Here is a 24713-nt window from a genome sequence, read left to right on the forward strand (position 1 = left end):
TCGTTCACCCCCTGTGCTCTGGCCCGTACCCCGACCCCGCGGCCGTGGCCAGTTCCCACAGCACGTGGCAGACGGTGGTCTGCGCCTCCTGGATGCGGTGCACCGACGGCGACCGCACGACGAACAAGTGGTCGAGCCCCGCCTCGGCCAGCGCGCCCCCGGACCCGCCTGCGAAGCCGACGGTGACCATGCCGATCCGCCGCGCCTGCCCGAACGCGGCGACCAGGTTGGCGGAGTTTCCGCTGGTGGAGAAGCCGACCGCGATGTCGCCGGGGCGGGCGAGCGCGGCCAGCTGCCGCGCGAACACCGCCTCCACCCCGACGTCGTTGGCCAGCGCGCTGAGCACCGCGCCGTCGGCGGACAGCGCGTACGCGGGCAGGCCCGGCGCGGGCACGGGCGGTTCGGCGAACAGGTCGGCGCAGGCCTGGGCGTCGGTGGCGCTGCCGCCGTTGCCGAAGGCGTACAGGCGGGCGCCCGCCCGGAAGGCGACCGCCAGCACGGCGGCGCAGTGGCGCAGGACGGCGGCGTGCCCGGTGAGCGCGTCGGCGCGCAGCAGGGCGGTCTCGCGCAGCTTGGCCTCGGTGGAGGCGACGAGGTCGGCGGTGGCGTCGGGTGCGGGGGCGTCGCCGTACAGGAAGGGGTAGAGCGCGCCGAGCCCGGCCGGCGCGGCCCGGCCGACCGCCGTCACGGCGCCACCTCCGGCAGCACCGCGATCGCCTCACCCGCGTGGACCAGCACCGTGTCGCCGATCCGGGCGTCGACCAGCGCCACGCTGATCTCCTCGACCGTGCCGCCCGCGTCGACCATCGCCAGCCCGTCGGGCCGCAGCGCCACGACCGTGGCCGGAACCGCGGTGTCGGAGCAGGTCACACAGGACTCGGTCGGCCGTGCGGCAGCCCGCAACTCGGCCAGGATCGCCAACCGCACGCTCATGCTGATCCTCCGCGCCGCGCGCCGTCGTGTTCCAGCAGCACGTGCGCCAGCTCCCAGAGCAGGTGGTACGCGCTGACGCGCAGCTCGCGCAGGATCAGCGGGTCGTCGGCGGGCAGGGCCAGGGTGTGCGCGGCGGGGGCCTGCGGCGGGCGCGGCCCGCACAGCACCAGCGCGAGCAGGCCCCGTTCGGCGGCGGCGTGCAGGCCGGGCTCGACCGCGGCCGGATCCGGGCCGCACAGGGCCAGCGCGACGTCGCGCGGTTCGGCCGTGTGGCGCAGCCGGTGGGCGGCGCGGGCGGCCGGGTGCGCGAGCGCGGGCAGGGCAGGCTTGCCGACGATCACCGGGTGTACGAACTCGACGGCCACATGGTGGGCGTCGGACTCGGCGTCGCCGTCGCCGAAGACGTGCAGGGTGCCGCCCCCGCCGAGGCGCCCGGCCAGGGCGGCGGCGGCGCCGACCAGGGCGGGCGCGAGGGTGACCAGGGCGAGGCCGGGCTGCTCGCGCCGCTTCGCCGGCGAGTCGACCGCGGGCGTCGTCATGGCGCTCCCCTCCTCCGTCGTGGTTCACCATAGCGGTCTGATCACCACAACACGCGCAAATCGCCCGCCACCGGTCGCGTTCGGTAGTCGCTCGGTCACGTTGCGGTGGCCGGTGTTGCGGACGCTCGCGGGCGTACCCGATGATGCGCTCGTGTCCGACGACCAGCCCCACCCCGACGCCGCCGACCAGCCCGACACCGGTGAGCAGCCTGCCGCGCGGCCCGCGCCGGGCCGCCTCACGCGGTGGCGCCGCCGCGCGGTCCGGGTGGTGCTGTGGGGCACGCTGGCCGGGGTGCTGGTCGCGGCGGGCAGCATCGGCTGGATCCGGTGGAGCGCCGCCGGGCACGTGTACTCGGTGCAGGACGTCCCGCAGGCACCGGTCGCGCTGGTGCTCGGCGCCAAGGTGCACGACACGGGGGTGCCCTCGGCGTTCCTGGAGGCCCGGCTCGCCATCGCCAAGGAGCTGTACGACACCGGCAAGGTCCGCGCCATCCTCGTCTCCGGCGACCACGCGCAGTGGTCCTACGACGAGCCCGACACGATGCGCGACTGGCTGGTCCGGCGCGGCGTGCCGTTCGGCAAGGTGGTCACCGACCACGCGGGCTTCGACACGTACGACTCCTGCCAGCGGGCGGCGCGGATCTTCGGCGTGCAGAAGGCGATCGTGGTGACCCAGAGCTACCACATCGCGCGGGCGGTCACCCTGTGCCGCGACGCGGGCATCGAGACCGACGGCGTCGCCGACGACTCGGTGCGCCGGTTCGAGAGCTTCTGGACCCAGGGCGTCATCCGCGAGCAGGGCGCCTGCGTCAAGGCCGCGTTCGACACGCTGACCGGCCGCGACCCGGTGTTCCTCGGGCGGCACGAGACCGGCGTCGAGGACGCCCTGCGCGACTGAGCTAGGCCGCCAGTAGCAGTGACGCGAGTTCCCTGGCCCGCTGGGCCGGGGCGGAGCTGCGCTCGCGCAGCGCGGTGACCGTCGCGCCGTCCATCAGCAGCACGAACCGCTGCGCCGTCGCGTCCGGATCGGCGGCCCCGTGCGCGGCCAGCAGCCCGGCGACATACCGGGTCAGCGCCTGCTTGTGGGCGGCGGCGACCTGGTGCGCACCGCTGTCCGGGTCGGCCGACTCGATCATCGAGTTGATGAAGGCGCAGCCGCGGAAGTCGGCCCGGTCGAACCGCTCGGCGATCGCGTCGAACACCGCCAGCGGGTCGCCGCCCAGCTGCGCCACCCGCTCGTCCAGCCACTGCCGCCACCGCTCGTCGCGGCGCTGGAGCACCGCCACGACCAGCTCGTCCTTGCCGGCGAAGTGGCGGTAGAAGGAGGCCCGGCCGACGCCGGAGGTGCTCAGGATCCGTTCCAGCCCGACCGCGCGGATGCCGTCGGCATAGAACAGCTCCTCGGCGGTGTCGAGCAGTCGCTCGCGGGCTCGGGTCGGCATAGGGCCAGCATACCGGCGCGTTGACAGAAACGGAACCACTCAGTACCGTTTGGAAACGGAACCGATCAGTACCGTTTTGGAGGACGCCGTGCCGCGCCTACCTCAGCTCACCGAGGACACCACCGAGCAGCTCGCCCAGGTCCGGGCCCAGCTCGGCCGGGTGCCGAACCTCTACGCCGCCATGGCCAACGGCCCCGCGGCCCTCGCCGGCTACCTCGCCCTGCGCCACGAGCTCACCCGCGGCGCGCTCACCGCCCGGCTGCGCGAGCAGCTGGCCCTGCTCGTCGCGCAGGACAACGGCTGCGACTACTGCGTCAGCGCGCACCACCTGCGCGGGCGGATGATGAAGCTGTCCGACGAGGAGCTGGCGGCCACCCGGCACGCCGACGACCGCGACCCGCACGCCGCCGCGGTGCTGGGGCTGGCCCGGGAGGTCATGCGCACCGGCGGCCGGGTCTCCGACGCCTCGCTGGCCGCAGCCCGTGCGGCCGGGGTGACCGACGCCGAGCTGGCCGAGATCGTCGCCCACGTCGCGCTGAACACCCTGTCGAACTACTTCAACCACCTGGCCCAACCGGAGCTGGACTTCCCGCCCGCTCCGGCCCTGGCCGACCCCCCGTCGCCCACCGAGACCGCAGCGCTGGCCGGGACCGCGCCCACCGGGACCGTGGCGCCTGCCGAGAACGCGACGGTGGCCGAGACTGCGGCGGTGGCCGCATGACCCGCGACTGGCGCCGGGGCTCGATCCGGCTGATCCCCGGCTACCACCTGCTCAACGCGGCCGGACTGCCGGTGGCGGAGCTGGCCGAGGTGGATTTCGCGCTGGAGGGCGGCTTCGTGAACGTCCGCGTGCCGGGGCGCGACGACGTCCAGCTCGTGTCGGCGCCCGCCCTGCACCTGATCACCTGCCCCACCCGCTGAAAGAGCAAGGAAGGGCACCTTCTCATCGGAATCCGATGTAGAGGGTGCCCTTCCTGGCGTGCGGCTGCGCGCATGATCACGTGCGGCTGCGCGCATGATCGCTGTTGTCGGTCAGAGAGTGCATTTTCAGCGCAGATTCTGACCTCAACCGGCGATCATGACCTGGCCGAGGCCGAGGGGCGAGGCCGAAGGCCGCGCCGGGCCGGGCTGGGCTGGGTGGTCAGGGTTGGGCGGAGGGGCGGCCCAGGTGCAGGCCGGCGGCGGTGACGTCGTCGAACTCCTTGGTCCGGGCCGTGTACGCGGCGCCCAGGTACTCGCGCGCGTCCGGCCCGACGGGCAGGCGCAGCGGCGGGTTCGCCATCCCGGCCACGTGGAACACCGCGTCGGCGAACAGCTCCGGCGAGTTGATGGCCGGGTTCTCGTTCATCGTGCGGATGCCGACCAGCATCGGCCCGGCGACCGCCTCGTAGGCGTCCACGCGCTGCTCGGGCAGCACGGTCGAGCTGCCGTAGCTGGTGGCGAACCCGCCGGGCTGCACCAGCGTCACCCGTACGCCCAGGTGCGCGACCTCGGCGGCCAGCGTCTCGGCCAGCCCCTCCAGCGCGAACTTGCTCGCCGTGTACGCCGACAGCCCCGGGAACGGCACCTGCCCCGCCACCGAGCTCACGAAGACGGCGTGCCCGTGGCCCTGGGCGCGGAACAGCGGCAGGACCAGCCGGGTCAGGCGCCAGGGACCGTACACGTTGGTGTCGAACTGGCCGTGCAGCTCGGCGTCGGACACCTCCTCGACCGTGCCGAACTGGCCGAAGCCCGCGTTGTTGACCAGCACGTCGATGCCGCCGAACGCGGCCTGCGCGCGGGCCACCGCGGCCTCGCACTGCTCCGGGTCGCGGACGTCCAGCGCCGCGGTGAGCAGCTCAGGATGCCGGTCGGTCAGGTCGGCCAGCGTGCGCGGGTCGCGCGCGGTCGCCAGCACCTGCTCCCCCTCCTGGGCGAGCCGTTGCGCCAGCGCGCGGCCGAGCCCGGTGGAACAGCCCGTGACCAGCCACCGTCTACCCATGTACCTCAGTCCCTCCGTCTGACGTGCACGTTCGCGTGTGGACGTGCCGGATCAGAGTGGCAGGGAGCGGTGACTCACAGCAATGTAAACTTACAGACTGGAGTGAATCACGTACGTTTTGTGATTCACGTCTACCGTCTGCTCAGCCCGCGCGACGGCGGGCGCGGCGCGCGGCCAGCTCGTCGGTGACGCCCAGCGGCAGCACGGCCGGTGCGAACGGGACCGCGGCCGCGGGGGCCGTCGGCTCGTCCACTTCGGTGCCGCGCTCGGCCGGCAGGTGCGACAGCGAGCCCTGCACCTCTTTGAACGCGCCCCCGATGGCGATGCCGAACACGCCCTGGCCGCCCTGCAGCAGGTCGACGACCTCCTCCGGCGAGCGGCAGTCGTAGACCGAGGTGCCGTCGGAGATGAGGGTGATGGTGGCCAGGTCCTCGGCCTCGTACGCCTGGAGCGTCTCGATGGCGCGGCGGATGTTCTGCAGCGACACCCCGGCGTCCAGCAGTCGCTTCACGACCTTCAGCACGACCAGGTCGCGGAAGGAGTAGAGGCGTTGCGTGCCCGAGCCGGACGCGTCCCGGATGCTCGGCACCACCAGGCCGGTACGCGCCCAGTAGTCGAGTTGCCGGTAACTGATCCCGACCGCGTGGCACGCGGTCACGCCACGGTAACCCAGCGAACCGCCTGGGTCGGGCTCATGATCCCCGCCCTCGGGCACGCCGAAGCCATGGAGCTGGTGCATGCGACTACCTCCCGCCGAGTGTCGACGTGGTCAGCCTATAGCGCACGGTCGCCGCAGGCGGGGAGGTAACGTCGCGACACGCCACAATCAGGCTCCAACGCGTCACCTTTTCGCGCACCGATCGTTAGCGGCACGCCCGGACGCCGGTCAGCTCGCGAAGTCCTCGGGACGGACCTGCTCGAGGAACTCGCGGAACTTCTCCACCTCGTCCTCCTGCTCGTCCGGGATGATGATGCCGGCCTCGTCGAGCACCCGCTCGGCGCAGCGCACCGGCGCGCCCACGCGCAGTGCCAGCGCGATCGCGTCGCTGGGCCGGGCCGACACCCGCACCGAGTCGCCGATCAGCAGGTCGGCGTAGAAGATGCTGTCCTTGAGCTCGACGATCTCGACCGCCTTCAGCGGCGCCGACAGCGCCTGCAGCAGATCGCGCAGCAGGTCGTGGGTGAGTGGGCGGGCGGGTTTGACCCCCTGCTGCTCATAGGCGATCGCCGTCGCCTCGACCGCGCCGATCCAGATCGGCAGGTACCGGTCGCCCTCCACCTCACGCAGCAGCACGATCGGCTGGTTGGTAGGCAGCTCGACCCTAACCCCGATCACGCTCAGCTCGCGCACCGTTTCGCCTCCGTCGCGTCTGCCCCTGGCTCGGGCCGGGCCGCCGTACGGAGTCCCGTGCGGCACCGCGCCTTTCGCCTCTCCTACTGCACGCTACACGCCTGCGTACACGCTCGGCTCGTTCGAGGGTGCGTCAGCCGCCGAGCGCGTCGTTGAGACCGGACCGTAGCAGGGCCGCGTGCAGGCGCTGCGACAGCATGGTCAACTCCCGCACCGTCTCGGCGGCCCGCGCCCGCGCCGTCGGGTCGTGCTGGCGCATCAGCGGAGCCACCAGCTGCGCGTACAGGCCGGCCTCCCGGTCGGCCGCGACCCGGTACGCCCGCAGGTGGCGCGGCTGCACACCGTACTCGGCGAGCTGGCCGGCGACCTCGGCGACGGCGAACGCGTCGCCGTCGTACCACTGCCCGGCGCGCACCGTGACCAGGCCGTGCTGCTCCAGGTCGGCGAGCAGCTGCTCGCTGATCCCGGCGCGGGTGCACAGCTCCTGGGCCCGCAGGCGCAGGTGCGCCGGCTCCTCGGCCGCCGCACGCTGCTCGGGACGGTGGTCGTCACCGACCGCGACCAGCGTGGGGCGCGCCTGCACCAGGTGGGCGCCTTCGGACAACTGCTCCCGGATGACGCGAAGGGGCAGGTACTGGTCACGCTGCGCGGACAGGATGAACCGCAGCCGCGCCACGTCGTCCCGGCTGTACTTGCGGTAGCCCGACGCGGTGCGCTGCGGCTCGACCAGCCCTTCCGTCTCCAGGAAGCGCAGCTTCGAGATGGTGATGTCAGGGAAGTCCGAGCGCAGCTGAGAGAGCACCTCACCGATGCTCATCAACGCCTGTGCCCGCGCCGGCCCACCCGCACCGCCGGCCGACGCCGGCACCGCAGCTGTCATGCCTCCTCGGCGCGCGGGCCGGCGACGTACAGCAGGCGGAACTTGCCGACCTGGACCTCGTCGCCGTTGTTGAGCGTGGCCGACTCGACCCGCTCCCGGTTCACGTAGGTGCCGTTGAGGCTGCCCACGTCGCGCACGGTGAAGGTGTTGCCGTCGCGGTGGAACTCCGCGTGCCGCCGCGACACGGTCACGTCGTCGAGGAAGATGTCGCTGTCAGGGTGGCGGCCGCTGGTCGTCACGTCGTGGTCCAGCAGGAACCGCGCGCCCGCGTTCGGGCCGCGGCGCACCACCAGCAGGGCCATGCCCGGCGGCAGCTGCCCGGCTACCCGCCCCGGCACCACGTCGGAGGATTCGGGGCCCTCCAGGGCCTCCTCCAGGTTGCCGAGGTGCAGGGTCGACGTGACGTCGAGCTGGGGGAACTCGTCGTCTGGTCGCGTCATCGGACCACCTCACGGTCATATAGGCCACGCATGCGTGGTGCAGCTATGGATACCGGCACGGCGTTACTCGACTACAGCGGCGAGCTTAGCCCGCGAGCCTAGCGACCCCGGAAATGACGGGTCAACCGGACTCGCTGGCTGCGGCTGGGGGCACTGAATGATGGTTCAGCTCTGGGTCAGTTCACGGTACGCGTCCGCGTCCAGAAGCGCATCCACCGCGGCGGGATCGGCCGGCTCGATCTCGACGAGCCAGCCCTCACCGTACGGGTCGGTGTTGATCAGGTCGGGCGAGTCGCCGAGCGCCTCGTTGCGGGCGGTGACGGTGCCGCTGATCGGGGCGTAGATCTCCGACACGCTCTTGGTCGACTCGACCTCGCCGAAGGAGTCGCCCGCGTCGACCTTGGCACCGGTCTCGGGCAGCTGGACGTAGACGATGTCGCCGAGGGCGTCCTGCGCGAAGTGGGTGATACCGACCCGGACCGTACCGCCGCCAGTGGAGACCCACTCGTGCTCGGCGGTGTATTTCAGGTCCTCAGGAATCACGGTGGTCCCCCTCGTGCATCGGCCGTTGTGCGGCACCGGCCCGTCAGGAGACGGGCTTGGCGTACTCCAAAGTCGGAGCCGACCGGACGGTCGTGATGTCGACCGTGCCGGGTTCGTTGACGATCACGTTACCGCCGTCGCGAGTCACATCGTCAACCACCCCACCGGGAAACCGCATCGCGATGGCGACGTCACGCGGCTCGCCGATGGCTTTGATCGTGTACGGGCCGGTCAGGCGCACTCCGTCGACCACGATCCCGCCGTCGACGTCGACGAAGGACGTCGATGCGATGACCCGTACCGAGCCGCTCGGCGAATCGATCTGCATCGCCTCGGCCCCCGCCCCGCGCAGCTCCTGCACCGCGTTGAGCAGGTGGTTCGCGGTGATCTTCTTGGAGCCGTCCTCCAGCCGGACGAGCACCCCCGGGCCCTGCGCGGGCAGCGTCCCGGCCAGGATGCCCAGGTCGTCGGCGCGCTCCTGGGCCTTCTTGATGATCTCGTCGCGGCTGGCCGCACCCGAGACCAGCTCGCGGCGGCTGGCCTCCAGCACGGCGATGTCCTGCTGGAGCCGGTCCTCGCGGGCGTCGAGGTCGGCCAGGATGGTGACCAGGTCCTCCTGCCGCAGCGAGGCGTACGCCTTGTCCGCGGAGTTGCTCTTGAGCTGCACCACCAGGGTGAACCCGAGCAGCACCAGCAGCAGTCCGATCAGCGCGCCCGCGCCGGTCAGCCGCCGCGCCTGCGCCGCCGCGGGGGCGCCCTTCCCGGCGGTCCCGGCTGCCGGGGCCTGCGCGGTCCGGGCCGGCTCGAACACCGCGGGCTCGGACACCGCGGGCTCAGACTCCGCGGGCTCCGGCACGTCCGGCTGCGCCGGGGTGTGGGCGAGCGTCGGCTCGTCCGGGCCGTCCGGCTTGGTCGTCTCGTCACTCATCGCCGCACCTACGCCTTGAACAGCCGCCGGCGGATCGCCGCGACGTTGCCGAAGATCCGGACGCCGAGCACGACGACGACGCCCGTGGACAGCTGCGCACCCACGCCGAGCTTGTCACCGAGGTACACGATGAACGCCGCGACCAGGACGTTCGAGATGAACGAGATCACGAACTGCTTGTCGTCGAAGATGCCGTCGAGCTTGGCCCGCACGCCGCCGAAGACGGCGTCCAGCGCCGCCACCACCGCGATCGGCAGGTACGGCTGAAGCGCGTCCGGGACGGTGGGGTTGAGCACGACGCCCAGCACCACCCCGACGATCAGCGCCAGCACAGCGATCATTTGCGTCCTCCCGAGGGCGAGGTCGAGGGCGTCGGGGTGGCCGAGGGCTTCGGCACCGTCGCGAGCAGCAGCTGCGGCAGCACGGCCGCGGGCAGCTCCAGGTCGTTGCGCTCCTTCACGTCGAAGCCCACGGCGTATGCCTTGTCGTCGCGCAGCGCCCGGTAGTAGGCCGCCGCGGCGGTGTCGTTGAACCGGTCGGCCAGATCGGGGGGACCGATGGCGACCACCTCGTACGGACCGAGGATATGCGCGTTGCCGACCAGGATGGCCGAACCCGCCGTGCGGATCGGCGTGACCGAGCTCAGGCGGCGGCCGTTGATGGCGATCGCCTCGGCCCCGGAGGCCCACAGCGCGTTGGCCACGACCTGTAGATCCACGTCGAGCACGCCCGCCTCCGGCACCGAGGCGGCGTTCGGGCCGTCCTGCATGGTGACGATGACGCCGTCGCCGGTGACCTTGCGCATGCCGGTGGCCGCCTCCAGCTGGCGCAGCTGGGCCACGGTGGTGTCCGACAGCGCCGACTCGCGCAGCTTGGACACCTCGTTCTGCAGCCGCTCGGCCTCCTGGGCCAGCTCGTCGGTCTTGGCCTGGCGCTGGTTCATCTCCTTGATCAGACCGGCGCGGGCGGTGGCGCGGTCCGGGGCGCGCGCGATGACCTGCTGGTACGCCACCGCCAGCAGCACGCCGATGATCAGCAGCGCGACCAACTTGGCGCCCTTGCGGCTGCCCCGGTTCCAGCCGGGCAGCGGCGTGCGCCGCTCGCGGCGGGCGCGGGCGGCGTCGGCGTACGCGGGATCGAGGGGGTCCTGGAACAGCTCGGTGAGCATGTCCGCGGAGAACCTGCCCTGTTGCGGCTGCTGGGGCCGCTGCCCCTGCTCGCGCGGCTCGGTCATGGCCGCCCCGTCAGACCGCCGCCTGCCGCGACCGGCGCAGCACGGCCGCGAACTGGGCGAGGTAGAAGATCCCGGCGATCCAGTACAGGACGATGCCCCACCAGGCCAGGGCCCAGCCGCTGGCGTACGCGATCGCGTGCACCGGGCCGGTCGGCACCGCCCAGGCCAGCAGCAGGATCGGGAAGCCCATCAGCAGGATGAACGTGGCGGTCTTGCCCAGGTAGTGCACCGGCAGCGGCCCGTAGCCCAGGCGCCGCAGCACCGGGAAGGTCAGCATCAGCAGCACGTCCCGGGCGAGCAGCGCCGCGGTGAACTGCCACGGCACGATGTCGCGGACGGTGAACGCGAACAGGGTCGCCAGGATGTAGAGCCGGTCGGCGAACGGGTCCAGCAGCTCGCCGAGGCGGCTGACCTGGCCGAGGCGCCGGGCGAGGTAGCCGTCGATCCAGTCGGTGGTGCCGCCCAGGGCCAGCACGACCACGGCCCAGCCGATCCGGTCGGCGACCAGGAACAGGTACAGGAACAGCGGCACGCCCAGCAGGCGGGCGAAGCTGATCAGGTTGGGGACGGTGAGGACGCGGTCGCGTGCCACCGGGCCGTCAGGCCGGCTCGTCTCCAGCGGCTGCGTCACAGCGCACGCCCCCCTCCGGCCAGCCACAAAAGGGACAGCCGGCGCGGGCCGGCTGTATTCACTCGAATCGCCGGACATGATCGGCGAATCACGACCCCCAGTTCTACCACGGGAACGGTATTCGCCTACGCCCCGGCCGGGCGCGGTAGGGCACCCGCGCGCTCGCGGTCGGCGCGAAGGTGCCCTACCTCACTTCCTATCTCACAGCGGGGTGCAGGTCACCGTCGGCGGACCGTTGACGCCGCTCCACGAGGCCAGGAACCCGGCCGAGGCGGTCGCGCCCGGCGCCAGCGCGCCGTTCCAGCTGAGGTTGGTGACCGTCACCGTCGCTCCGGACTGGCTGAACGTCCCGTTCCAGCCCTGGGTGACCACCTGCCCGTTCGGGAAGACCAGCTTCACGATCCAGCCGGTCAGCGCCACCGAGCCCGTGTTCTTGACCGTGATGTCGCCCTGGAACCCGTTGTTCCACTGGTTGGTCACCGTGAACGTCGCCGCGCAGCTCTTGCCGGCCGGCGGCGGCGAGCTCGACGGCGACGGGGAGGCCGACCGGGACGGGCTGGCAGAGGGTGAGGGACTGGCCGACCGGGACGGGCTCGGCGACGGCGTGGTGCCGCCGAGCGCCGAGACCAGCGCCGGGAACCACTTGTCGGACATCTTCTGGTCGCCGGCGGCGTTGGGGTGTACGCCGTCACCGGTGTCGGTGGCGGTGTTGAAGCCGGTCCACTGGTCGACCACGGTGATCGGCGACTGGGCGGTGGTCTTGCCCGCCGCCCAGGCCGGGACGGCGTTGTTGAGGTCGATCGTGCGCTGGGCGCACTCGGGGCAGCTCGGCGGGTTCACCGGGATGATCTTGGCGACCAGGATCTTCATGTTCGGGTTGCTCGCCCGCATCTGGTCCACGAGCTTGCTGTAAGCCGCCAGGATCACCGACGGGGCGCGGTTGCTCCACACGTCGTTGGTGGCGAAGTGCATGATCACGATGTCGGGCAGGGTCGCCGCCAGCCACGGCACCAGCTGGTTCTGGTCGGCGACGTTGGTGACGAGGTAGCCGCCGTGCCCCTCGTTGTCGCCGTCGTAGGCCACCCCGCAGCCCTGCGGGCCCAGCGTGCCGACGAAGTCGATGTTGGTGTAGCCGGCCGACTGGAGCCGGTTCCAGAGCAGGGCCCGCCAGCAGCCGGGCGAGCCGGTGATGGAGTCGCCCAGCGGCATGATCCGCACCGCGGCCGCGGCGGCCGGGGCGGAGGGCGACAGGACCAGCAGCGCGGTCGCCGAGGCGACCGTGGTGAGCAGCGCGATCAGCGCCGCCCTGAGTTTGGGCCAGGACATGGACGTCCTTCCAGGACAGGCGAGCCGCCCGCCGCCCACGCGGATCCGGCCTCGCCGGAGATACGGGTAGCACGGTCACCCGCGACGGCACGCCGGACACGGCGGTCGCATGAGGGCCCCGGGCCGCGGCGGACCCGGCTCCCAGGGTCGGCGACAGCGGCCGGGATCGATGCTATCGGCTCGCGCGCCCACACGCGACAGTCAGGCTCACTGGGGCGAGACGGAGCTCACCAGCAGCACGAACAGCAGCGTCACCGCCACGATCCCCACGCACGCCGCGATCAGCACCAGGTTCTGCCGCGGCGACGGCGCGGCGTCCGGGCGGGCCCAGCGCGGCGCCTCCTGCTCCGGGGCGAAGAAGTGGGGCGTGGCGAAGTCCGGCGTGGCCAGGTACGGCGGGAGGTGCGCGGTGGTGAAGCCGGGCGCCGACTCCTCCGGGCCGTCGTAGGCGGGCGTCAGGGGGTCCCAGCGGGCCGCACCGGCGTCCGATGCCGACCGGGCCATCTCGGCGGCCCAGGCGCGGTCCTGCGGCAGCGGCTCGCGGGCCGGGGCGGTGGTGGCGTACTCCGGCTGGCGGGGCATCCAGGCGTGGGCCGGGTGGGCCTCCGGATGCGCCTCGACCAGCGGCGCGTCCGGCAGCGGGTCGTCCTCGGGCTGCCACAGGCCGTCGCCGGGGCGCGGCACCGGCGGCGGCACCATCTCGCCGCCGCAGGCGTGCTTGAGGTCGGCCTCGGCGGAGGCGGCCGTGGCCAGCAGCGCGTGCACCGGATCGTCGGCGCCGAGCAGCGCGGCGTACCGGCGGGCCTCCGACAGCAGCTCGTGGGCGTCGTCGAAGCGCCCGCAGTCGCGCCACATCGCGGCCAGCCGCGCCTGCATCCGGATCGCCACCGGGTGCACCTTGCCGTGGCGCTGCTGGTATTCGGCGATGACGTTGGCCAGCCGCAGCCGCGCCGACAGGCAGTCGCCGACGGCGTGCTCGACCGTGGCCAGGTCCGCCTTGGCGGCCAGCACCCGGTCGGAGTCCGGACCCTCCAGTTCGGCGTACGCCGTGATCAGCTCGCGGTAGCGCTGGGCGGCCCGGGTGTGCCGGCCGACGCGGGTCAGCACCGCCGCGAGCAGGCCCAGCGCGTGCAGGGTGCGCCGGTCGCGGTCGCCGTAGAGGCCGCGGTGGGCGGTGAAGCCGTACGCCGCCCAGCCGCGCGCCGCGTGCGGCTCGTTCAGGCCGAGCAGCACCCCGGTCTGCAACACCACCGCCTCCGCCACGTACGGCCCGGCTGCCATCGGGTCGGGCGGCATGGTGGTCAGCGCCTCGGTCAGCAGCTCATGCGCGGCCGACAGCGAACCGGCCGCGATCCGCTCACGGGCCCGCGCCAGCACCGACTCCCCCACCGGCATCCCCACACCCCCTCCAGCTACGGCCACGGTACGCGCTCGCCCAGCCGCCCGACAGGGTCGTACAGCCGACCGCAACCCGAACAACGGCCTAACCGGACCGGGTGCACCGCCCGCGATCAGAGCCTCCGACAGCCTGACAGACGTCTATGATCACCGCCATGGCGTACGACCCCGCGACCCGCCGCTGGTCCGGCGACCCCGACCGCGTCGCCGTGATCCTGCCCGGCGGTGGCGGCTACAGCCCGGACCGGCCGCTGCTGTACTACGCCCGGGCGGTCCTGGTCGCTCTTGGCTGGACCGTCCAGGAGGTCTGGTGGTCGCGACCCGCCCGGTTGCCACCGGAGCAGTGGCTCGACTGGGTCACCGGGCAGGCCGAGGCCGCGCTGGCCGCGGAGACAGCCCCACGGCCACTGATCGTCGGCAAGTCGCTGGGCACCTTCGCCGCCCCCTTGGCCGCCGCCCGGCGGCTGCCCGCCATCTGGCTGACCCCGATCCTCGGCGATCCCGACGTGGCCTCGGCGCTGGCCGCCGCCACCGCGCCGTGCCTGGTGGTGGGCGGCGACGCCGACCCGTACTGGAAGCCGTCCGTCGCCGCCGGGCTCGACGTGCCGCAGCTGGTCCTGCCCGGCGCGGACCACGCGCTGGAGCAGCCGGACGACCCGATCGCCTCAGCCCGCGACCTCGTGCGCGTCACCGCGCGGATGGACGAGTTCCTGAGGACGCTGTGAAAGCGTCGCGGCTGGTGTCGCTGCTGCTCACACTCCAGCAGCGCCGCTCGGCGACCGCCGCCGAGCTGGCCGCGCTGTTCGAGGTGTCCGAGCGCACGGTGTACCGCGACGTCGCCGCGCTCCAGGCGGCCGGGGTTCCGCTGTGGACCGAGCCGGGCCGCGGCGGCGGCATCCGGCTGTGACCGGTCAGGTTTGGTGGACCTGTTCAGGGCATCGCTGAATCGGGCGGCGCTCACAGGCGGCCGGCCACCGTCTGGGCCGCGTCCTGCAGCCGCTGCCGGTTGATCGCCGGATCCGTCGAGCGGACGAGGTGGATGAACGCCCATTCGTCCCCCTTGCGGAAGATGATCGAGCCGTCCTCCAGGTATGCCTCGTCACCGAGTCCGGCGACGGGAGTCAGTTCGTGCCCGAGCTGCCGCTCGGCGTCGAGATAGTTCTTGGCGCTCTCGGCCAGGTACAGCTCGACCTGCGCGGTGGGGCCGGTCGCCGTCGGGGTGTAGACGCAGGAAGGGACGGTCGCGGGGCCCTCCTGACCGGGATTGACCGGGGCGTCCGCCAGCTTCTCGGCTTCGGCTTTCGTCAGCAGATCGCAGACGGCCACGGTCTTCGGCGCGGTGCTCGCGGCGGCCGTCGCGGTCGGCGCGGCCGTGTCCCCGCCCGGCGGCCCGGTGGGCGCGGTGTTCGCCGCGCCCGGCAGGGCGGAACAACCGGCCAGCAGGAGCGGCAGGGCGGAGAGCACGATGAGCGGTCGGCGCTGCGTCACGGAGATCGAACCCCTTGCCATGAAGTGGTGATGCGACGATCGCGTCCTGGCGTCCCCAGGACCCGGCACGGCGCGAAAGGACGGCCGCACAGCTTTCCTTCTATCCCAACCGGCGGACCCGCGTACGGGAATCCGGCAGACCCGGCGAAGCGACCGAGCTGCCGAGTTCTTCGAAACAGCCGAATCTCCCGCGCGACGCCGACACGCGGCCGGGGACGAGGGTGTTGCCGGGGCGGGGGCCGCGGCAGTGGGCTAGCGTCAGGCTCATGCCTATTCGCACCGCATCAGCTCGTTGGCAGGGCAACCTCACCGAAGGGGCCGGCTCGATCGCGACCGGCAAGGGTGGCCTGCAGGCCAACTACTCGTTCAAGTCGCGCTTCGAGGAGGGCGAGGGGACCAACCCGGAGGAGCTCATCGCCGCGGCCCACGCCGGCTGCTTCTCGATGGCCTTCTCCAAGCAGCTCTCCGACGCCGGCCACGTGCCGACGTCCGTGGTCACCAACGCCAACGTCCACCTGGACAAGACCGACGCCGGCATGACGGTCACCCGCATCGACCTGGAGACCACCGGCGACGTCCCCGGCATCGACGAGGCCGAGTTCGTGAAGCTGGCCGAGGCGGCCAAGGCGGGCTGCCCGATCTCGCGCCTGCTGTCGCCGGGCGCCGAGATCACCCTCAAGACGACCCTCGTCTGATCCGCCGACCGGCCCGGACGAGGCTCTGCGGGAGCCGCGTCCGGGCCGGTTCGCGTCCTAGGCCGGGCGCCGCGCCACGGTGAGCAGGTGGGAGCTGGCGCCCCACAGGTGCGGCTCGCCCTCGACCCGCCGGACGAGGTCCAGCGCCTGCGCCGTGCGAGCCGGATCGGCCAGCACCTCGTCGAGCACCGGCAGCATCCACAGCGGACCCTCCACCGCAGCGGTCCGCACGAAGTCGAGCCCCGCGTCGGCCGCCTCGGCCTGCGGCTCGTCGGGGCGGTGGAAGTAGGCGGTGGTGAACCAGCGCCGGTCGGTGCCGAGGTTGCGGTGCTCGCCGGTGGCCAGGGTGTGGTCCAGCATCCGGGCGAACGCCTCGTGGGCGAGGTGGCCGCTCACGTAGCCGTCGAGCAGCGAGGCGAACCGGCTGACAGTGGCCGCGACGACGAGCCCGCCGGGGCGCACCGCGCGGGCGGCCTCGCGCCAGGCCGCGAGCCGGTCCCCGCGCTCCACCAGGTGGTAGAGCGGACCGAACAGCAGCACCGCGTCGTACGCGGCATCCGGCTCGGCCAGGGCGCGGGCGTCGCCTACGGCGGCGGTCACCCCGGGCAGCGCGGCGGCCGCGGCCGCGTGCTCCGGCATCGGGTCGACGACGTGCACGCGGTGGCCGTGGCGCGCCAGCGGTCCGGCGTACCCGCCGGTGGCGCCGCCGACGTCCAGGATCGACAGCGGCCCGGCGGGCAGGACGCGCTGGAGCAGGTCCCAGGTGCGCAGGAACTCCCAGCGCCCCGCGCCCGCGTCGAGGCGGCGCGTCTCGCCGCCCTGGCGGTAGTAGTCCTCGATCTCGGTCTGCATGGGCCGATGCTCGGCGCCGCCGGGCCGCCGGGCAACCGGGTTTCAGGCGGCCAGGCGGGCCCGGAGCAGCTCGATGTCGGCCAGGTCCTTGTCCCGGCGGGCCAGCGCCGGGTTCCACTCGGGGTAGCGCAGCTTCAGCTCGATCTGCGCCTGCGGGCTGATGACCGGGCAGGCCAGGCCGCCGATGCGGCCGAGCGGCCCGTCGAGCATGCCGTCAGGCCAGGGCTGCCCGGCGTACGGCCCGGACGGCACCGTCGGCCGCCCGGCCCCGTCGCGGCCGAGCAGCGCGAACCCGAGGTCGAGGTCCCCGCGCCGGAAGTCCCGCTGCGCGGGGCTGTCGCCGTACGCGGTGAAGCCCAGGCCGGTGGCGAGCGCGGACACCGCCTCGACGTCGTCGGCCCAGCAGAACCAGTCGACGTCGAGGTGCGGCCGGGTCACCCGGCCCAGGTAGAAGTCCAGCGCCCAGCCGCCGCGCAGCCACACCGCCGCCCCGGCCCGCCCCGCCGCCGCGACGACGTCCCCGATGACCGCCAGCTGATCGGCGGCCGACGGCACTTCAGGCACTGATCCGTTCCTGCCGCAGTTGGGGAAGGTAGCGGGCAGCCGTCTCGAAGTCGGCGTCCTCGTGCAGCACCGTCAGCTTGAGCCGGATCGCCGTGGCGACGATGAGATAGTCGGCCACCGAAAGCCCCTGATGGGCGCTGTGGCCTGCCAGTTCCCGCCGGACCGCGGCGATCAGCGCCCACGCGTCATCCGGGACCGGCACCCACGGATGGGCTGCCAGCAGGTTCTCCTCAATCCGCTGGTAGGCCTTGGCGTCGGCGATGGTCAGCGTCTCGGCCAGGACTGGGTCGCACACCGCGACCAGGCCGCGGTTGATGAGTTCATGCCACCGCTGATCGACCTGGCGGCGCAGCACCCGGACCAGCGCACTGGTGTCGATCAGGTACTTCACCGGTCGAGATTCGCGAGCCGGTCGAAGTCGAACCCGCCTTCGTCGGCGATCGCCTGCAGTTCGGCGAGCGCCTGCTCGCGCCGCTCCCGGCTCGCCTCCACCGCCAGCCGCAGGGCACTGTTCACCGTGTCCTTCTTGGTGCTGGTGCCCAGCGCCGCAGTCGCCTCGGCGAGCAGGTCCTCATCGACGTCTACGAGCGTCTTCGCCATACGCCACCCCGTTTCCACTCGGATATCCGATCCTATGGCGGATATCCGAGTGGTCACAAGCTATGCGGGGTCGAGGTAGGCGGCGGCGGCGCGGGCGGCGCGGGACGGCTCGCCCGCGCGGATGGCGTCGACGAGCTCGCTGTGGTCGGCGTACCGGTCGGGGGTGAGCTGGTCGCCGATGTGCTGGCTGAGGCTGGCCCGCATGGCGGTGCCGAAGGAGGCGTACAGCTCGGCGAGCATCGCGTTGTGCGCGGCCGCGACGATCGCCATGTGCAGGTCGGCGTCGGCGGCCACGAACGCGGCCGCGTCGCCGCCGGCCCAGGTCTGCTCGCGCCGGGCCAGCAGCTCGTCGAGCAGGTCAAGATCAGCGGGGGTACGCCGCTGCGCCGCCAGCCGCGCCGCCTCGACCTCGAACGCGCGCCGCACCTCGACCGCCTCCGCCATCTCGGCGTCGGCCAGCCGCCGGGCGACGACGCCGGTGAGCTCGTGGGTGGCGGTGACGTACGTTCCGGAGCCCTGGCGGCATTCGAGCACTCCGGCGTGTACGAGGGCCCGGACGGCCTCGCGGACGGTGTTGCGGCCCACGCCGAGGGCGGCCGCCAGGTCGGGTTCGGTGGGGATCCGGCTGCCCACAGGCCATTCACTCGAGCTGATCTGTGTGCGCAGCTGCTCGATCACCTGTGGCACCAGGGTCTGGCGCGTCGGGGAGCGCAGTGTCATTGCTTACATCTCCAGCTCAGAATTCATCCCATGATTCTACGATCGGAGGTATGCCGCCGACCGCCGTCGAGGCCGTAGCTTCCACCGTGCCGCAGATGATCGCACCTAACGCCGCGCGGGTCACCTCCCTGCCTGCCCGGGGGCGGGCGGCCCTGCTCGCGGGTGCGGGGATCGTGCTGGTAGCGCTGAACCTGCGAGCCGCCATCACCAGCCTGGGCGCCCTTCTCGAAGAAGTCAGCGCCGGGCTGCACCTGTCGGCCACCGCCGCGGGCGCCATCACCACCCTGCCCGCGCTGAGCTTCGCCGCGTTCGGGGCGCTCACCCCGCGCCTGGCCCGCCGCCTGTCGTCGGCCCAGCTGCTGGTCGGTTCGATGCTGCTGCTGGCCGCGGGCCAGCTGGTCCGGGTGCTCACCGGTTCCGCGGCGGTCTTCCTGGCCAGCAGCGCGCTGGCGCTGGCGGGCATCGCGGTGGCCAACATCCTGCTGCCCGCGCTGGTCAAGGAGCACTTCCCGCACCGCACGGGGCTGGTCACCGGCGTGTACACGATGACCCTGATCCTGGGCAGCACGCTGGGCGCCGCGGCGTCGGTGCCGATCGCGCACACGCTGGGCGGCTGGCGTGCCGGCATGGGCGTCTGGGCCCTGCTCGCCGTGGTCGCGGCCCTGCCCTGGCTGGCCACCCGCCGGGCGGCGGGACGGGCCCGCGCCGCGCGCGGAGCCGAAGCCGAGCCGCTGCGGCCGGGGCGCACCCGGCTGGGCTGGGCGCTGGCGCTCTACTTCGGCGCCCAGTCGCTCAGCGGGTACGCCACGATGGGCTGGCTGGCCCAGATGTTCCGCGACGCGCAGTTCAGCCCGGCCACGGCGGGGCTGCTGCTGGCGGCGGTGCCCGCGTTCGGGGTGCCGCTGGCGCTGCTCATGCCCGCCATCGCGGGCCGCCTGCGCGACCTGCGCGGCCTGGTGCTGCTGATGTCCACCGCGATGATCGCCTCGTACGTCGGCCTCGCCCTGGCGCCGCACTCCGGCGCGCTGGCCTGGGTGTCCCTGCTGGCGTTCGGGCAGAGCGCGTTCCCGCTGGCCCTGGCGATGATCGGGATGCGGGCGCGCACCGCGCAGGGCGTGGTCGCGCTGTCGGCGTTCGCGCAGAGCACCGGCTACCTGATCGCGGCGCTGGGCCCGCTGGTCGTCGGCATCCTGTACGAGGCCACCGGCGGCTGGACCCTGCCGCTGGGCTTCCTGATCGCCGCCGCCGTGGTGCAGGCGGCCGCCGGGGTCGCCGCCGCGCGGCCCCGCCACCTGGAAGACGAGCCGTGTAACCGCGCTCACATCTGGCACGAACTGCCGGCGCGGCATGGTTCGGTCACTGCGTGACCGCCGCGACACCCGCACCACCCGCTCCGAGCCGCATCACCCTGATCTTCGTACTCGGCAGCATGTCCGCCTTCGGCGCCCTGTCGTTCGACATGTACCTGCCCGCCTTCCCGCGCATCGCGGCCGACCTGCACGTCTCGGCCGCCGCGGTGCAGCTGACGCTGACCGTGGCCCTGATCGGCCTGGCGCTGGGGCAGCTCGTCAGCGGCCCGCTGGCCGACCGCTACGGCCGCCGGCGCCCGGCGCTGATCGGCGCGGCCGCCTTCACCGCCGCCTCCGCGCTGATCGCGGTCAGCCCCGGCATCGGCATGCTCACCGGGCTGCGCCTGGTCCAGGGCATCGCGGGCGGCATGGGCATCACCGTCGCGCGGGCCGTGGTGCGCGACCTGTTCCACGGCGCCGAGGCGTCACGCTTCTTCTCCCGGCTCACCCTGGTCTTCGGGGTGGCGCCCGTGATCGCGCCGACCATCGGCGCCGCGGCGCTGCGGTTCACCAGCTGGCGCGGCGTGTTCTGGCTGCTGGCGGTGTACGGCCTGGCCATGGTCGTGGTCGTGGGGCGCTGGCTGCCGGAGACGCTGCCGACCGAACGGCGCCGCACCGGCGGGCTGGCCGAGATCGGCCGGGGCGTGCGGGTGCTCACCGGCGACCGCCGCTTCCTCGGGTATGTCTTCGGGCAGGGGCTCGCCTTCGCGGGGCTGTTCGCGTACCTGTCCAGCGGCTCGTTCGTGCTCCAGGAGGGCTTCGGCATCTCCGCGCAGGGCTACGGGCTGATCTTCGGGGTGAACTCGCTCGGCCTGGTGCTGGCCGGGCAGCTCAACGCCCGCCTGGTCGGCCGGCACGCCCCGCGCACGCTGCTGTTCGCCGCGCTGGCCGTGATCCTGGCGGCGGGCGCGGCCATGCTGGGCGCCGCCGAGCTGGGCAGCGCGGCCGGGGTCGTGGCCTGCCTGTTCTTCTACGTCGCCAGCCTGGGCATGCTCACCCCGAACGCGGTCGCGCTGGCGCTGGAGGACTACCGGCACATGGCCGGGACCGCCTCGGCGGTGATGGGCGCGATGCAGTCGGGCACCGGCGCGCTGGCCGGGCCGATCATGGCGGCGCTGGGCGCGGCGGGCGGGGTGCCGATGGCGGTCACCATGCTCGGCTTCGCCTGCCTGTCGGCGTGCGCGCTGACCCTCACCCGCCCCGGCCTGGCCGAACCCGCCTGATCAAGTACGGAAACCGCTTGATCACCAGGTACCGGGAAGGCAGCATGCACCCGTGAGCACCATGGCGACCCTGCTGCGCGACCGCCGCTACCTGGCATTCTGGGCCGGGCAGGTGACCAGCGTCGTCGGCAACGCCATCGGCCTGGTCGCGCTGCCCGCGCTGATCCTGCCCACCCGCGGCCCGCAGCAGTTCGGGCTGGTGCTGGCGGCCGAGGCCGCCGCGAGCGTGCTGCTGCTGCTCGCCGGGGGTGTGATCGCCGACCGGTACTCCCGCAGCGCGGTGATGGCCGTGTCCGACGTGATCCGGGTGATCGGCGTGCTCGGGCTGATCGCGTTCGGCGCGCGCGGCCCGCTGTGGCTGCCGCTGATCGCGGCCTGCCTGCTCGGCATCGGCGGCGCCCTGTACGAGCCCGCGCACCGCGCCGCCCTGCCGCAACTGGTCGGCCCCGAACTTCGCCAGCAGGCCAACGCGCTGGACTCGTCGACCAAGCGCGTCGGCGCGGCGGTGGGCGCCCTCATCGGCGCGGGACTGGTCGCCCTGCTGAGCGCGCGGGGCGCGCTGGTCGTCGACGTGGCCACGTTCGGGGTCAGCCTGGTCACGCTGCTGTGGCTGAAGCTGCCGAAGGTGGCGCAGGCCGAGGCGGGCCGGGGCATGGGCGCGATGCTCGCCGAGGCGCGCGACGGCGTCCGCGAGGTGCGCCGCCGCCCGTGGGCGCTGGTGATCATGTTGCAGGGCACGGTGCAGGTGTTCTTCCTGTTCGCCCCGAACTACACCCTGGTGCCGATCGTCAGCCAGCAGCGGTTCGGCCCGGCCGCGTACGGCTGGCTGTCGGCGGCCGCGTCGGTCGGCATGGTGCTGGGCTCGGCGCTGGCCGGGCGCATCCGCACCCGCCGGGCCGGGCTGTGGGCGATGAACGCCCTGGTCCCCTGCGCGCTGCTGCCGGTGTGCCTGGCCGTGCCGGTGCCGCTGTGGCTGTGGGGCGTGGTCGAGGTGGTCGCCTGGGGCGGCATCGGCGTGTTCGTGGTGCTGTGGTTCACCGCGTTGCAGACCGAGTTCCCGGCCGAGGTGCAGGGGCGGGTGTTCGCGCTGGAGTCGATCGGCAACTTCGCGCTCCAGCCGATCGCGATCGCGGTGGCGCCGCTGCTGGCGCTGACCATCGGGCTGCCGGTGTTCGCGGTGGTGGCCGCGGTGGTCCTGCTCGCCACGACGTACGGCGTGTTCGCGGTGCGCGGGGTGGCGGCGCTGCGCTCGCCGGAGGACGAGCGGGCGGACCTGGCCCCGGCGGGCTGAGCACGCCCGGGTCCACATCGTGCTGCGGTGACTTGACATTCTCGTGACACGCGCGAGAATGGGAGCGCTTCCATAACAAGCCATCGATAGATCTGCCCTCCGGTGTGGACCGGGATCCGGCGCGGCACGCACGCCGGACCTCGGACGGCAGGCCGGTGCGCGCCCCGACCCGCGACAGGTCCGGCCGCGCACCGGCCTGCCGGGCACCGGACGGCCGAAAACGCACCCCGGCTGCCGTAGCCTGCGGTGGTGCCCAGCCCGAACAGCCGCCTGTACCGGCCGATGACCTCGCGCCACCCGCACGAGCCGCACCGCGTCGCCACGCCCCTGGAGCTCTTCTTCGACCTGTGCTTCGTGGTCGCCGTGGCGCAGGCCGCCGCACACCTGCACCACGACGTGACCGAGGGCCACGTCGGGCACGGTCTGCTGAGCTACCTGACGGTCTTCTTCGCCATCTGGTGGGCGTGGATGAACTTCACCTGGTTCGCCTCGGCCTACGACACCGACGACGTGCCGTACCGGTTGACCACGCTGATCCAGATCGCGGGCGCGCTCACCCTGGCCGCAGGCGTGCCCAGCGCCTTCGACACGGGGGACTTCCTGCTCATCACCATCGGCTACGTCGTCATGCGGATGGCCATGGTCGGCCAGTGGCTGCGCGCGGCCCGGCAGGACCCGCCGCGCCGGACGACCGCGCTGCGCTTCGCCGTCGGCATCACCCTGGTGCAGGTCGGCTGGGTGGCCCGGCTGGCCCTGCCCGACGACCTGCTGCTGCCGTCGTTCTTCGTGCTGGTGCTGTGCGAGCTGCTGGTGCCGCTCTGGGCCGAGCGGGCCGCGCCGACCCAGTGGCACCCGCACCACATCGCCGAGCGGTTCGGCCTGTTCACGCTCATCGTGCTGGGCGAGTCGGTGCTGGCCGCGACGCTGGCGATCGAGTCCGGGCTGGGCACCGGCCACGATCCGCGCCTGGTCGGGCTCGCGCTGGCCGGGCTGGTGATCGTGTTCGCGATGTGGTGGCTCTACTTCGACCGGCCCGCGCACGACCTGATCACGTCCACCCGCGCGGGCTTCCGCTGGGGGTACGGCCACTACCTGATCCTGGCCGCGGCCGCCGCCGTCGGCGCCGGGCTGGCCGTGTCGGTCGACTACGACACGCACGCCAGCCACCTGTCCGGCCCGGCCGCGGGCTACGCCACCGCCGTCCCGGTCGCGGTGTACCTGCTCAGCGTCTGGATGCTGCACCTGCGCCCGCGCCAGCGCGGCCCGGTCGTGGCGGCCACCCCGGTCGCGGCGGTGCTGGTGCTGCTGGCCCCGCTGACCGGTGCGCCGGTCCACGTCATCGCCGCGATCCTGGCGGTGCTGGTGGCCGTGGTCGTGGCGACAGGCCCCCGCACCGAATAACCACCGCGCCACGTCGCGCCGCGCTCAAGGTCAGCCAACTTGCCGGGCAATCGGGCGCATGAACGGCCAAAATACGCCCGATTGCCCGGCAACTTGGCTGATCTTGGACGCCTCGGGGCGGGTCAGTCGGGGGACCAGGGGAAGGCGGGGGTGCGGCGGGTGTTGAAGGCGGCGATGCCCTCGGCGGCTTCGCCGCTGGTGCGCATCGCGTCGTGCCAGTGGGTGACTCGGTCGGGGGCGGCTGTGGCGTGCAGCGACGCGGCCACGAACTCCTTCGCGGCGACCTGGGTGAGTAAGGAGCGCTCGGCGAGGCGGGCGGCGAACGCGGCGACTCGGGCGGCGAGGTCGGCCGCGGGGTGCAGTTCGTCGATCAGGCCGATGCGCAGGGCGCGGCCGGCGTCGATCAGGTCGGCGGAGAAGAGCAGGTGCTTGGCGGCCGACGGGCCGATCAGCGCGACCAGCCGGGCCGTGGTCGAGGCGGGGTAGACGATGCCCAGCCGGGCCGGGGTGATCCCGAACCGGGCGCCCTCGGCGGCGAAGCGCAGGTCGCAGGCTGCCGCGAGCTGGCAGCCGCCGCCGACGCAGTCGCCCTCGATCGCGGCCAGGGCCGGCTTCGGGAACGCCGCCAGGGCCTGCTCGGCACGTACGGCGAGATTGTCCTCGCCCTCGGCGATCAGCTCGTCCACCTCGGTGATGTCGGCCCCGGCGCAGAAGGTGCCGCCCGCGCCGGTCAGCACCAGCACCCGTACCCCCGGATCGGTGCCCAGCCGCGCCAGCAGCGGCGGCAGCGACCGCCACATGTCGTTGGTCATGGCGTTGCGCCGGGCCTGGTTGTCGATGCGGACGGTGGCCACCGGACCGGTGACGTCGAGGTCTAGCCGTGGCACGCTGCCCTCCGAAATGT

The 24713-nt window shown here is 73.1% G+C and carries 32 protein-coding genes and 1 pseudogene; 10 read left to right on the forward strand and 23 right to left on the reverse strand.

Annotation, left to right across the window (positions count from 1 at the left end; genetic code table 11):
• Window positions 1–4 precede the first annotated feature (4 nt).
• The 3 genes from Cs7R123_RS08990 to Cs7R123_RS09000 are packed head-to-tail and all read right to left on the reverse strand — an operon-like array spanning window position 5 to window position 1472.
• The gene (locus Cs7R123_RS08990) at window positions 5–688 is read right to left on the reverse strand and encodes an SIS domain-containing protein (RefSeq protein WP_212825073.1); all 684 of its coding nucleotides are present in this window, start codon (window positions 686–688) and stop codon (window positions 5–7) included.
• On the reverse strand, window positions 685–933 hold the full coding sequence (locus Cs7R123_RS08995) for a HypC/HybG/HupF family hydrogenase formation chaperone (protein ID WP_212825075.1): 249 nt from the start codon (window positions 931–933) through the stop codon (window positions 685–687). Before Cs7R123_RS08995 ends, Cs7R123_RS08990 begins: the two co-directional genes overlap by 4 nt.
• Window positions 930–1472: a hypothetical protein gene (locus tag Cs7R123_RS09000; protein WP_212825077.1), complete on the reverse strand. Its 543-nt coding sequence runs from the start codon at window positions 1470–1472 to the stop codon at window positions 930–932. The genes Cs7R123_RS08995 and Cs7R123_RS09000 overlap by 4 nt, the downstream gene beginning before the upstream one ends.
• Window positions 1473–1623: 151 nt before the next feature.
• On the opposite strand from Cs7R123_RS09000, the gene Cs7R123_RS09005 reads away from it, so the two are divergent.
• Window positions 1624–2370, forward strand: a complete 747-nt coding sequence (locus Cs7R123_RS09005) for a vancomycin high temperature exclusion protein (protein WP_308442877.1) — start codon at window positions 1624–1626, stop codon at window positions 2368–2370.
• A gap of 1 nt (window position 2371) precedes the next feature.
• On the opposite strand, the gene Cs7R123_RS09010 is transcribed toward Cs7R123_RS09005, so the two are convergent.
• Complete coding sequence (locus Cs7R123_RS09010; RefSeq protein ID WP_212825081.1) at window positions 2372–2914, reverse strand: TetR/AcrR family transcriptional regulator; 543 nt, start codon at window positions 2912–2914, stop codon at window positions 2372–2374.
• Between the two features lie 88 nt (window positions 2915–3002).
• Between Cs7R123_RS09010 and Cs7R123_RS09015 the strand changes: the two genes are divergently transcribed.
• Window positions 3003–3635 carry a carboxymuconolactone decarboxylase family protein gene (locus Cs7R123_RS09015; protein ID WP_212825083.1) on the forward strand — a complete coding sequence of 211 codons (633 nt, stop codon included), beginning with the start codon at window positions 3003–3005 and terminating at the stop codon, window positions 3633–3635.
• Window positions 3632–3835: a hypothetical protein gene (locus Cs7R123_RS09020; protein ID WP_212825085.1), complete on the forward strand. Its 204-nt coding sequence runs from the start codon at window positions 3632–3634 to the stop codon at window positions 3833–3835. Before Cs7R123_RS09015 ends, Cs7R123_RS09020 begins: the two co-directional genes overlap by 4 nt.
• A gap of 220 nt (window positions 3836–4055) precedes the next feature.
• On the opposite strand, the gene Cs7R123_RS09025 is transcribed toward Cs7R123_RS09020, so the two are convergent.
• The 12 genes from Cs7R123_RS09025 to Cs7R123_RS09080 form a co-directional block, all read right to left on the reverse strand.
• Window positions 4056–4895 carry an SDR family oxidoreductase gene (locus Cs7R123_RS09025; protein ID WP_212825087.1) on the reverse strand — a complete coding sequence of 280 codons (840 nt, stop codon included), beginning with the start codon at window positions 4893–4895 and terminating at the stop codon, window positions 4056–4058.
• Between the two features lie 142 nt (window positions 4896–5037).
• On the reverse strand, window positions 5038–5634 hold the full coding sequence (locus tag Cs7R123_RS09030; RefSeq protein WP_212825089.1) for a MerR family transcriptional regulator: 597 nt from the start codon (window positions 5632–5634) through the stop codon (window positions 5038–5040).
• Window positions 5635–5781: 147 nt separating this feature from the next.
• A complete protein-coding gene (locus tag Cs7R123_RS09035; protein WP_144127411.1) occupies window positions 5782–6246 on the reverse strand; it encodes a bifunctional nuclease family protein in 465 nt (154 codons plus the stop codon).
• A gap of 133 nt (window positions 6247–6379) precedes the next feature.
• A complete protein-coding gene (locus tag Cs7R123_RS09040; RefSeq protein ID WP_212825091.1) occupies window positions 6380–7063 on the reverse strand; it encodes a MerR family transcriptional regulator in 684 nt (227 codons plus the stop codon).
• A gap of 59 nt (window positions 7064–7122) precedes the next feature.
• Entirely contained in the window at window positions 7123–7566 is a 444-nt protein-coding gene (locus Cs7R123_RS09045; RefSeq protein ID WP_212825093.1) for an FHA domain-containing protein, read from the reverse strand.
• A gap of 165 nt (window positions 7567–7731) precedes the next feature.
• On the reverse strand, window positions 7732–8109 hold the full coding sequence (gcvH, locus tag Cs7R123_RS09050) for a glycine cleavage system protein GcvH (protein WP_212825095.1): 378 nt from the start codon (window positions 8107–8109) through the stop codon (window positions 7732–7734).
• A 43-nt stretch (window positions 8110–8152) separates the two neighbouring features.
• On the reverse strand, window positions 8153–9037 hold the full coding sequence (locus tag Cs7R123_RS09055) for a DUF881 domain-containing protein (RefSeq protein WP_212825097.1): 885 nt from the start codon (window positions 9035–9037) through the stop codon (window positions 8153–8155).
• A gap of 8 nt (window positions 9038–9045) precedes the next feature.
• Complete coding sequence (locus tag Cs7R123_RS09060; RefSeq protein ID WP_212825099.1) at window positions 9046–9378, reverse strand: small basic family protein; 333 nt, start codon at window positions 9376–9378, stop codon at window positions 9046–9048.
• A complete protein-coding gene (locus Cs7R123_RS09065; RefSeq protein ID WP_212825101.1) occupies window positions 9375–10271 on the reverse strand; it encodes a DUF881 domain-containing protein in 897 nt (298 codons plus the stop codon). The genes Cs7R123_RS09060 and Cs7R123_RS09065 overlap by 4 nt, the downstream gene beginning before the upstream one ends.
• A 10-nt stretch (window positions 10272–10281) precedes the next feature.
• Window positions 10282–10980 carry a CDP-alcohol phosphatidyltransferase family protein gene (locus Cs7R123_RS09070; RefSeq protein WP_212825103.1) on the reverse strand — a complete coding sequence of 233 codons (699 nt, stop codon included), beginning with the start codon at window positions 10978–10980 and terminating at the stop codon, window positions 10282–10284.
• 123 nt (window positions 10981–11103) lie between these two features.
• A complete protein-coding gene (locus Cs7R123_RS09075) occupies window positions 11104–12228 on the reverse strand; it encodes a cellulose binding domain-containing protein (RefSeq protein ID WP_212825105.1) in 1125 nt (374 codons plus the stop codon).
• A gap of 207 nt (window positions 12229–12435) precedes the next feature.
• A complete protein-coding gene (locus Cs7R123_RS09080) occupies window positions 12436–13623 on the reverse strand; it encodes a tetratricopeptide repeat protein (protein ID WP_212825107.1) in 1188 nt (395 codons plus the stop codon).
• A gap of 158 nt (window positions 13624–13781) precedes the next feature.
• On the opposite strand from Cs7R123_RS09080, the gene Cs7R123_RS09085 reads away from it, so the two are divergent.
• Window positions 13782–14351, forward strand: coding sequence for an alpha/beta hydrolase (locus tag Cs7R123_RS09085; RefSeq protein ID WP_212825109.1), 570 nt, complete (start codon window positions 13782–13784; stop codon window positions 14349–14351).
• A pseudogene (locus tag Cs7R123_RS09090) lies at window positions 14348–14530 on the forward strand (helix-turn-helix transcriptional regulator); the annotation flags it as partial. The gene Cs7R123_RS09085 and the pseudogene Cs7R123_RS09090, both read left to right, overlap by 4 nt.
• A 53-nt stretch (window positions 14531–14583) precedes the next feature.
• Here Cs7R123_RS09090 and Cs7R123_RS09095 read toward each other — a convergent pair.
• Window positions 14584–15114, reverse strand: a complete 531-nt coding sequence (locus tag Cs7R123_RS09095) for a DUF3558 family protein (RefSeq protein WP_212825113.1) — start codon at window positions 15112–15114, stop codon at window positions 14584–14586.
• Between the two features lie 266 nt (window positions 15115–15380).
• Here Cs7R123_RS09095 and Cs7R123_RS09100 point away from each other — a divergent pair, with 266 nt between their 5' ends.
• The gene (locus tag Cs7R123_RS09100; RefSeq protein WP_212825115.1) at window positions 15381–15809 is read left to right on the forward strand and encodes an OsmC family protein; all 429 of its coding nucleotides are present in this window, start codon (window positions 15381–15383) and stop codon (window positions 15807–15809) included.
• Between the two features lie 57 nt (window positions 15810–15866).
• On the opposite strand, the gene Cs7R123_RS09105 is transcribed toward Cs7R123_RS09100, so the two are convergent.
• Genes Cs7R123_RS09105 through Cs7R123_RS09125 form a run of 5 tightly spaced genes read right to left on the reverse strand, consistent with a single transcriptional unit; the run spans window position 15867 to window position 18545 of the window.
• Window positions 15867–16661 carry a bifunctional 2-polyprenyl-6-hydroxyphenol methylase/3-demethylubiquinol 3-O-methyltransferase UbiG gene (locus tag Cs7R123_RS09105; protein ID WP_212825117.1) on the reverse strand — a complete coding sequence of 265 codons (795 nt, stop codon included), beginning with the start codon at window positions 16659–16661 and terminating at the stop codon, window positions 15867–15869.
• 42 nt (window positions 16662–16703) lie between these two features.
• Window positions 16704–17225: a nucleotidyltransferase domain-containing protein gene (locus tag Cs7R123_RS09110; RefSeq protein WP_244871711.1), complete on the reverse strand. Its 522-nt coding sequence runs from the start codon at window positions 17223–17225 to the stop codon at window positions 16704–16706.
• Window positions 17218–17616: a PIN domain-containing protein gene (locus Cs7R123_RS09115; RefSeq protein WP_212825119.1), complete on the reverse strand. Its 399-nt coding sequence runs from the start codon at window positions 17614–17616 to the stop codon at window positions 17218–17220. The genes Cs7R123_RS09110 and Cs7R123_RS09115 overlap by 8 nt, the downstream gene beginning before the upstream one ends.
• Complete coding sequence (locus Cs7R123_RS09120) at window positions 17613–17825, reverse strand: type II toxin-antitoxin system VapB family antitoxin (protein ID WP_212825121.1); 213 nt, start codon at window positions 17823–17825, stop codon at window positions 17613–17615. The genes Cs7R123_RS09115 and Cs7R123_RS09120 overlap by 4 nt, the downstream gene beginning before the upstream one ends.
• A 60-nt stretch (window positions 17826–17885) precedes the next feature.
• Window positions 17886–18545 (reverse strand): FadR/GntR family transcriptional regulator, encoded by a 660-nt coding sequence (locus Cs7R123_RS09125; RefSeq protein ID WP_212825123.1) that lies wholly within the window; start codon window positions 18543–18545, stop codon window positions 17886–17888.
• A gap of 95 nt (window positions 18546–18640) precedes the next feature.
• Between Cs7R123_RS09125 and Cs7R123_RS09130 the strand changes: the two genes are divergently transcribed.
• From Cs7R123_RS09130 to Cs7R123_RS09145, 4 genes are all read left to right on the forward strand, one after another.
• Entirely contained in the window at window positions 18641–19912 is a 1272-nt protein-coding gene (locus tag Cs7R123_RS09130; RefSeq protein ID WP_374706981.1) for a CynX/NimT family MFS transporter, read from the forward strand.
• A complete protein-coding gene (locus Cs7R123_RS09135; RefSeq protein WP_244871712.1) occupies window positions 19909–21117 on the forward strand; it encodes a Bcr/CflA family multidrug efflux MFS transporter in 1209 nt (402 codons plus the stop codon). The genes Cs7R123_RS09130 and Cs7R123_RS09135 overlap by 4 nt, the downstream gene beginning before the upstream one ends.
• 61 nt (window positions 21118–21178) lie before the next feature.
• Window positions 21179–22408, forward strand: a complete 1230-nt coding sequence (locus tag Cs7R123_RS09140) for an MFS transporter (RefSeq protein ID WP_244871976.1) — start codon at window positions 21179–21181, stop codon at window positions 22406–22408.
• Between the two features lie 249 nt (window positions 22409–22657).
• Window positions 22658–23809 carry a low temperature requirement protein A gene (locus Cs7R123_RS09145; protein ID WP_244871713.1) on the forward strand — a complete coding sequence of 384 codons (1152 nt, stop codon included), beginning with the start codon at window positions 22658–22660 and terminating at the stop codon, window positions 23807–23809.
• Window positions 23810–23931: 122 nt separating this feature from the next.
• On the opposite strand, the gene Cs7R123_RS09150 is transcribed toward Cs7R123_RS09145, so the two are convergent.
• The gene (locus Cs7R123_RS09150; RefSeq protein ID WP_244871714.1) at window positions 23932–24696 is read right to left on the reverse strand and encodes an enoyl-CoA hydratase/isomerase family protein; all 765 of its coding nucleotides are present in this window, start codon (window positions 24694–24696) and stop codon (window positions 23932–23934) included.
• Window positions 24697–24713 lie beyond the last annotated feature (17 nt).

It is taken from the genome of Catellatospora sp. TT07R-123, assembly GCF_018327705.1.
In the GTDB taxonomy this organism is placed as follows: Bacteria; Actinomycetota; Actinomycetes; order Mycobacteriales; family Micromonosporaceae; genus Catellatospora.